The organism is Halopseudomonas sp. (assembly GCF_041579695.1).
GTDB lineage: Bacteria > Pseudomonadota > Gammaproteobacteria > Pseudomonadales > Pseudomonadaceae > Halopseudomonas.
The window spans coordinates 1-8,147 of the sequence record NZ_JBFGFI010000098.1; the positions used below are offsets into that span (position 1 = coordinate 1).

6 protein-coding genes are annotated in these 8,147 nt (G+C 53.7%); 3 read left to right on the forward strand and 3 right to left on the reverse strand.

Annotated features, from left to right (window positions below; genetic code table 11):
• The 3 genes from ABYA88_RS14035 to ABYA88_RS14045 form a co-directional block, all read left to right on the forward strand.
• Window positions 1-1,657, forward strand: a 1,657-nt coding sequence (locus tag ABYA88_RS14035; protein WP_373188017.1) for a VCBS domain-containing protein, incomplete at its 5' end; no start/stop codon positions are given.
• Between the two features lie 96 nt (window positions 1,658-1,753).
• Window positions 1,754-4,558 (forward strand): ATP-binding protein, encoded by a 2,805-nt coding sequence (locus ABYA88_RS14040; protein WP_373188018.1) that lies wholly within the window; start codon window positions 1,754-1,756, stop codon window positions 4,556-4,558.
• Window positions 4,559-4,621: 63 nt separating this feature from the next.
• Window positions 4,622-6,334 (forward strand): EAL domain-containing protein, encoded by a 1,713-nt coding sequence (locus ABYA88_RS14045; RefSeq protein ID WP_373188019.1) that lies wholly within the window; start codon window positions 4,622-4,624, stop codon window positions 6,332-6,334.
• 63 nt (window positions 6,335-6,397) lie between these two features.
• Here ABYA88_RS14045 and ABYA88_RS14050 read toward each other — a convergent pair whose 3' ends face one another.
• The 3 genes from ABYA88_RS14050 to ABYA88_RS14060 all read right to left on the reverse strand — a co-directional run.
• Window positions 6,398-6,898 (reverse strand): arsenate reductase ArsC, encoded by a 501-nt coding sequence (locus ABYA88_RS14050; RefSeq protein WP_373188020.1) that lies wholly within the window; start codon window positions 6,896-6,898, stop codon window positions 6,398-6,400.
• Entirely contained in the window at window positions 6,889-7,842 is a 954-nt protein-coding gene (locus tag ABYA88_RS14055) for a methyltransferase domain-containing protein (RefSeq protein WP_373188021.1), read from the reverse strand. The genes ABYA88_RS14050 and ABYA88_RS14055 overlap by 10 nt, the downstream gene beginning before the upstream one ends.
• 95 nt (window positions 7,843-7,937) lie before the next feature.
• Window positions 7,938-8,147 (reverse strand): transposase (locus ABYA88_RS14060; protein WP_373188022.1); only part of this gene is annotated, 210 nt, incomplete at its 5' end.

Genomic DNA, 8,147 nt, shown 5'->3' on the forward strand with positions numbered 1-8,147 from the left:
TGGCACTATTGCTGGCTACACCCTCGGCACCAGCGTGACCCAGGGCAGCCTGAGCTTCAATGGCGATGGCAGCTACAGCTTCGACCCCGGCACCGATTTCGATGACCTGGCCGTGGGTGCCAGCCGTGATGTGTCTTTCACATACACTGCCACCGACAATGACGGCGGTGTCAGCGCCGAGCAGACAGTCACCATTACCGTGACCGGTACCAACGATGTACCAGAAATGATTGGCGGTCCGGCTAACGCCACCTTGAGCGAGACCAATGTGGGACTCTCCACCAGCGGCAGCTTTACAGTAGCTGATAGTGATGCCGGCGACATCGTCACAGCCAGCATCAGCAATTTTGCGGTCGGTGGCACATCGGACCGGACAGACCCCGCTGCGCCAAGTGATGCCGACCTCCAGGCCATGCTGACGGTCAGCCCCAATACCGTTCTGGATGGAAGCATCAACAGCGCCTTGCTGAATTGGAGCTTTGACTCTGCATCCCAGGCATTCAACTATCTGGCCGCGGGCGAGACTCTGCAGTTGGCTTATACGGTCACTATTCAGGACAGCCAGGGAGCAACAGCCACCGACATCATCAATATCACCATTATTGGCACCAATGATGCGCCTACGATTTCCAGTCTGCCCGACAACATTCTGATCACCAGCAGTACGAATACCATACCGCTCAACTTCATCGTTATTGCCGACGTTGATAGCGGCGAAACAGTCACTGCCAGCTTAAGGCTGTCAAATCCGCAAGTTGGCCTTCTGAGCGCCACGGGCGGTGCCGTCTATGACCAGTCAAGCGGCGTCTGGTCTATTACCGGTACGGTGGCCGAAGTGAATAATGCATTGGCTAGCCTCAGCTTCACTCCTATTCCCGGAAGCGTGCAGGATTCGACTCTGGTTATTAACATTGATGATGGGGATGAGGATGGCAGTGGTCCCCTGCTTGGCGAGCTAACCCTGACAACCAATCTGCCAACAGAGCTGCCGATCGATCTGGTAGGCGGCGGACCCGGGCAGGGAGGGCAGGATACATCCGATCCGTCTACCGAGCCCGATACCTCGCCATCAGAACAAGAGGTCACAAGCGGTCCTCTAGTCACCAACCTCCCTGATGAACCTTCTGAGACTGAGGTTAGGCCGGGCGACGATAATATTTCGTCTGAGTACGTGTCGCCTTTTGACGGACAGGATCCATCGTCTGATTCTTTGGCTTCCCCCACGCTCAAAGCGTCTTTGAACGATGCATCAGCCAGCACGGGCAACAGTGAAAAAGCAGTTCAGCTTCTCAGGGATCAAATCACGAAATTAAACGAACCCTTTCAGTTGCTCGATCGCGGCAATTTCGCCAGTCAGTTGGACAACATGCGCAAGGAACTGGTGGAAGAACGCAGCCAGGTCGAACAATTGATCGGCACCAGCCTGTCCGTTTCAGCGGGCCTGTCGGTTGGCTATGTAGTATGGTTGGCCCGTAGCGGCATTATCATGAGCAGCGTCTTGTCCTCTTTACCGGCCTGGCGGTTTATCGACCCCCTGCCGGTCCTTGGGAGCCTCGGATCAACGGATGAAGAGGAAGACTCCGAATCCCTTGAATCGATGGTAACGGAAGCTAACCAGAGCAAGAGTTCCAGTTCGGATCAGAATGAATCCACTTAGCTCGCTGACCTCAACCTTGGTTAAGCCTTTTCCATGGCCATAAGAATCCTACAACGAGTCAGTACACGCTTTCGTATAGCACTCGGACTGTCCAGCATGCTGGTGAGCCTGATCCTGCTGGCTTCGCTGCTCGGTCTGGTTCCTGACCGACAGGCTGCCATCCGTGACGGTCATGCCCGGCTTGCTGAATCCGTTGCGGTCAATAGCTCGATCTTCATAACCACGTCGGATATTCGCCGCATGGACACGATCCTCCAGGTGCTGGTTGATCGAAACGAGGAGCTGCTATCAGCCGCCGTACGGCATGCCGACGGGAGACTGCTGACAGTTGTTGGCGAGCATGGGGGGCTGTGGCAAGACAGCGGAAATACTGTGTCGCGGGATGGACAGGTGGTCGTGCCCATCTATGAAGGGAGTCAACAGTGGGGACAGGTCGAGCTCTCATTCAAGCCCCTGTTACCCAGCGAGTGGTATGGGTGGCTGCTTCATCCTGTCGTACTGCTCTCTGCCTTTCTCTCCGTGACAGGCCTCATCCTGTATTACTTCTACATGGGCAAGATGCTCAAGCAGCTGGATCCGTCCCAGGCCATTCCCGACCGGGTGCGCTCTGCGCTGGATACCATGGCGGAAGGTTTGCTGGTGATAGACGCAAAGCAGAATATCGTGTTGGCCAACAAGGCCTTTTCCGACATCCCTTCAGTGAACGCAAAAAAACTGATTGGCTTGCAAGTTTCCCGTTTCAACTGGCTGGATCAGACGAACGAGAAGCTGGAAAAAGTGCGCGCTCCCTGGACAAAAACCCTAGAGGATGGCGTGGTCCGGACCGGCGAGGTTATTCGACTGGTCATTGGTGATAACGGGACACGGACGTTCATGCTGAACTGCTCACCCATCCTGACCGGAGGCGGCAAGCCCGCGGGGGTATTGATCAGCTTTGACGATATTACCGAGCTTGAAAAGAAAGAAGTCGAGCTCCGCCTCTCCAGGGATGAAGCCGATCAGGCTAACCGCTTCAAGAGTGAATTTCTGGCCAATATGAGCCATGAAATCCGCACGCCCATGAACGCTATTCTTGGCTTCGCTGAAATTCTGAAGCGCGGCTACGATCGTGACAGCAAGGACAGTATCCGCTATCTGAATACCATCTCCTCCAGTGGTAACCACTTGCTGGGCCTAATCAACGACATCCTGGATCTTTCCAAGGTAGAAGCGGGTCGAATCGAAGTCGAGGTGGTACCGACTCCCGTACATACCGTCATTCAGGAAGTCATTCAGATTATGCGGGTCAAGGCGAACGAGAAGCAGATTTTTCTCGAATACCGAGCTGATGGCCCGCTTCCCGCACATATCGAAACCGATGCGGCCAAATTGCGTCAGATCATCACCAATCTGGTGAGCAATGCGGTCAAATTTACAGAGAGCGGTGGGGTCACCGTGACATCCCGATACGAACGCTCCTCCGAAGGGTCAACAATCTTGGTTGCCGTCAGTGATTCCGGTATTGGTATGACCGAAGAACAAGCTCAAGCGGTATTCGACCCATTCACCCAAGCAGATAGCTCTATTACACGCCGATTCGGTGGCACTGGCCTGGGATTGACTATTAGTAAACGCTTCGCAGAAGCGCTGGGTGGCGACATACAGGTTTCAAGTAAACCGGGGCACGGCTCCCGTTTCCAAGTGACCGTGCCCGCTGGGCCGACCGGGCAAGGGACCGTGATGTTATCGGCGGACGACATCATGTCTGCAGAGTGGGTTGAGCAGACCGAAGTTGCTGCACGCTGGCAATTTACTGCATCAACTGCGCTGGTGGTGGATGATGGCGAAGAAAACCGCGATCTGCTGCAAGTGATCATGTCAGATGCAGGGTTCGAGGTCTTCACCGCGGAGAATGGGCAACAGGCCCTCGACTTTCTGCAACAGCAAACGGTGGATGTAGTGTTGATGGATGTGCAGATGCCGGTGATGGACGGTCTGACAGCAGCCGGTATTATGCGCGGGCGATATGCTGAGCTTCCGATAATTGCATTGACTGCCGACGCCATGAGCGGGGTTCAACAACTATGCCTTTCTGCAGGATACAGCGACTATCTGACCAAACCGGTCAATATTGACTTCCTGATGAGCCGCCTGGCCACGTATCTGAACGGCCGCAAGGTTCAAGCTCCGAAACGTGTGGACAACCAGCAAGCGGATACCGTTAACTCAGCAACCGTGAGCGTAAACGAAGAGAAAATTCATTCTTCTCTGCCCGTTCACAAGGAACAGTTTCGCCGCATAGTCGAAAAATTTATCAGTCGTATGGGCACTCAGGTCGACGTCATTGATGCCGCCTGGCATGACCGCGATTATGATCAGCTGAAAAAGCTCGGCCACTGGCTGAAAGGCTCGGCGGGCTCGGTAGGCTTTCAGCCACTGATGCAGGCCGGCGGCGCGCTAGAGCAGTATGCGCTTGAGCGCAATGATGTGAAGCTCGATGACACGGTCAAACAGATCGCGACACTTGTCGCCCGAATGGAGCTACAGCCAGTACAGGCTGAAAAAGAAACACTCTCCACTCAACAGGCAACAGTACACAAGGACTATGTCATACCTGACATCGTCTCATGCCGCCTACCCGTCAACAGTCCAAGACTGCGACCGATCATTGAAAAATTTCTAGAGCAACTCTCCAACTGGATTGCTCGTATTGACTCGGACATTGCTAATGAAGATTACGACAGTATCCGCAAGTTTGCACAATGGCTGAAAGCCTCCGGTGGCTCTGTGGGATTCGATGCTTTCACGGAGCCCGCGAGGGACCTGGTCAGCCATTGTGCAGAGCAGGAATATGAAGGCATCAACCATACGGTAAAGGTCATTAAACTTTTGAACTCCCGCATAGACCTGGAAACAGCATGATGTGCTCTGGCCATGACCTCGTAGGCGGGTTTTCACTTTGCAATACAGCGATCAGGTGAAGTAATGGATTCGACAATCATGTTGGTGGATGACGAACCTGTCATGCTTGATATCGTGCAGGCATTGCTGGAAGAGTTCGGATATCAATACTTCGTAGCGGTTCAGCACTCCCCTGAGACGATAACGACGATGGAGGTATCGAATCCGGATGTGATGCTGCTGGATCTTGATATGCCTGAACTGGATGGCTACCAGGTCCTTGAGCAAGTGCGCAAACACGAGAAATTCGGGCACCTGCCCGTCATTATTCTCACTAGTGCGGACGACGCCGCCAGTAAGCTCAAGGCGCTTGAACTGGGTGCAACTGACTTTCTCTCCAAGCCGGTAGATCCCAGCGAACTGGGGCTTAGGGTTCGTAATACCTTGTCGGCCAAAGCCTACCGGGACCAACTGGCCTTTTATGACAGCCTGACCGGGCTCCCCAATCGCACGCTGTTTCTGGATCGCCTGTTCTGGTCCATGGAAAACGCAAAACGAACGGAAACCAAGCTGGTTTTGCTGGATATTGGTCTGGACCGGTTCAGAAAAATATATGACACCCTGGGTATGTCTGCAGGCGATTCCATGCTGCAGGATGTGGCCCAGCGGATACAGAAAGTGATCCGAAGTAGTGATCTTGTGAGTCACGGCCAGGGTAGAAAAAGCCTGGAAAACGTAGCGCGAATTTCAGGAGAAGAGTTTTCCGTCGTTCTGTGCAGCGTCACGCAGCTGGAAAAAGCCTCGATGGTGTGCAAGCGAATCATAGAAGAGCTTGAACAGGCACTCGAATATCAGGGCAAGGAGTACTACTTGAGTGCCGGTATCGGTATGGCAGTCTTTCCAGAGGATGCGGAAGACGTTGAGGCTCTGGTCAAATTTGCCGGTGCGGCGAGAGAACATGCAAAAAGACTCGGCGCTGGAAAATTCCTTTACTATTCCAGTGAAATGAATGCACAGGCATTGACGGTCATTAACCTGGAAACAGAACTCAAGAATGCATTCAAAAATGACGAATTTGAGCTCTTTTACCAACCAAAGGTCGACAGTCAGACAGGAACGGCGGTGGGAGTCGAAAGCCTCATTCGATGGAACCATCCCCTCAGAGGTATCGTATCGCCGTCCGAATTTATATCCATTGCTGAAAACACCGGGCTGATTGTTCCTATTGGAAAATGGGTATTGGCTCAAGCGTGTGCTGAAATCAGCCGGCTCAACACCATGGGTCATCATCACCTTAAAGTGTCAGTCAATGTCGCGCCTGCGCAGTTTGCAGACAAGGGCTTCAAGGAGTCGGTGATCCACGCACTGAGCACCAGCCACATCAACCCCCAGAATCTGGTTCTTGAGATTACCGAGAGTACATTGATGGGCGACATTGATCGCCTGGTCGATCAGATGAATGAAATCATCGCACTGGGCGTGTCCTTCTCACTCGACGATTTTGGAACTGGTTATTCTTCTCTGAGCTATCTCAAGCGCTTTCCGATCAGGGAGTTGAAGATCGATCGATCTTTTCTGATCAATATCGCCACAGAAAATGAGGACCGCTCTATCGTTCAGGCGATAATCAGCCTGGCTCATAGCCTTAAGCAGCATGTAGTAGCCGAAGGTGTAGAAGAAAAAGAGCAGCTTGCATTCTTGCAAGCTCATGGCTGCGATGTCATCCAGGGTTATTACTTCAGCAAGCCTTTACCTCTGGATAAACTCATTGCATACCTCAGCACTGAAAATATATAGAAACTGGCCGCCGGCAGGGCTCGTCGCTTGATCTGGCGTCTTACCGAATTAGATATCCTGCCGTCAGTTCGGGCCTAACGTGCGCATAAAACCGGCGATGTTGTGTGCCAGCCGGTTCTCTGGCTGCTCGCGAAGATACCTAACCAGGGTGTCAATGCGCGCCTTCAACGCGCTGTAACAGTCAGAAAACGCCATGCGCTTGAGCTCGTCAGTGCCTTCCACTGCAGCGGGGTCCGGCAACCCCCAATGAACGCGCTCGGGTGTGCCGGGAAACTGCGGACAGCAGTGTCCAGCGTTACCACAGACGGTCAGTACAATATCCAGTGGCACCGCATCCATCACAAGGAACTCGTCCCAGCTTTTGCTGCGTGGCGGCTCTGCAGCGGGCCAATCGCTCAACTGTTCCATCGCCAATGGATTGACCCGCCCAGCAGGCTGGCTGCCGGCACTGAAGGCCTGGATGTGATCCCGATTGAAAAGCCCCTCTGCAATGATGCTGCGGGCAGAGTTGCCGGTGCACAGCACCAGCAACCGCAATGGTTTCACGTCCTCATTCAGCAACATGGTGCTTCCCCTGTGGCGGCTGCCACATCGTCATAGGGCACCACGCCACCACAGCCGGGAAAAATGCCGTAGTGCCGATCAAAGTTACCAATGAACTCGAAGTGCGAAGAAAAACGCGTCTCCTGCAGCATCCGCCAGGTAATGCCGCAGACCGGAAAGATCCGACCCGTTTCGATAGCATGATGTTTGTCCAGATGGAATAGGTGCTCAGCCTCCGGAATACTGCCGTGATAGATCACCGCCTGGCCATAATCTTCGCAGGCGAGCTCGAGTTCAGGCAGCTTGAAAAGCCGATAGGTGGCGGAAAAGAAACGAATATTGCCCAACTTGGCCGCGATAGCCGGATCGGTAATCTCCAGGGGCCGGTCCTCCACCAGGCGCGGATCAAGAAATCCATGACGTTTTGCCAGGTTCTCGAAGTCGTTCCGGTACAGCGCCCCACCCAGGCACTCGCCGTACAGGACTTCATCCTCTCGCAAGGCATCAGGGAGGCGGCGGTCAGCATAGATATCCGAAAAGTACAGTTCCCCGCCTGGCTTGAGCAGGCGATAGGCTTCGCGCAGGACCGCATCCTTGTCTGGCGAGAGGTTGATCACACAGTTTGAGACGATGACGTCTATGCTGTTGTCAGCCCGGTCAAGGGTATCCAGTTGTTCAATGTACCCGTGGTGAAACTGCACGTTGGCAAAGCCAAACCGTTCGGCATGGTAGTTCAGATGTCGCCGGGCAACATCCAATTGCTCATCGGTCATATCGACGCCAATGACGCTACCTTGGGCCCCTGCCAATTGCGCCAGCACATAGCAGTCGCGTTCTGACCCACTACCCAGATCCAGAATATCGCAACCTTGCAATAAATGGGGCGCGACCAGGCCGCAGCCATAATATTTCTCTGTTACTTCCGGATGAATATTGGCCAGTAACGGTTTAAGCCAACCCGGCATGCCCGACACATCACAGCAGGCCGATGTTTTAAGATCGGCGCTGGTCTTGACCTTTCCCCTGAATTAGCACCACCGGTTCGATGAGATTCCTTACGTTACGCCGCTCTTCGTGCGTACTCAACTGGCGACAAGTAGTTCAATGAGCTGTGCGGTCGAACATGGTTGTAATGCTCCCTCCATGAGTCGATCTCCACTCGAGCCTCATCCATCGTTCTGAACCAGGATCGATTCAGGCACTCGTTACGGAATTTTCCATTCAAGCTCTCTACAAATGCATTCTGGGTAGGCTTACCGGGCTGGATGAA

Bases quoted from the DNA above. Each gene is read 5' to 3' on its own strand.
- ABYA88_RS14050 (WP_373188020.1), bottom strand. From the start codon at position 6,898: ATGTTGCTGAATGAGGACGTGAAACCATTGCGGTTGCTGGTGCTGTGC.
- ABYA88_RS14055 (WP_373188021.1), bottom strand. From the start codon at position 7,842: ATGCCGGGTTGGCTTAAACCGTTACTGGCCAATATTCATCCGGAAGTA.
- ABYA88_RS14040 (WP_373188018.1), top strand. From the start codon at position 1,754: ATGCTGGTGAGCCTGATCCTGCTGGCTTCGCTGCTCGGTCTGGTTCCT.
- ABYA88_RS14045 (WP_373188019.1), top strand. From the start codon at position 4,622: ATGGATTCGACAATCATGTTGGTGGATGACGAACCTGTCATGCTTGAT.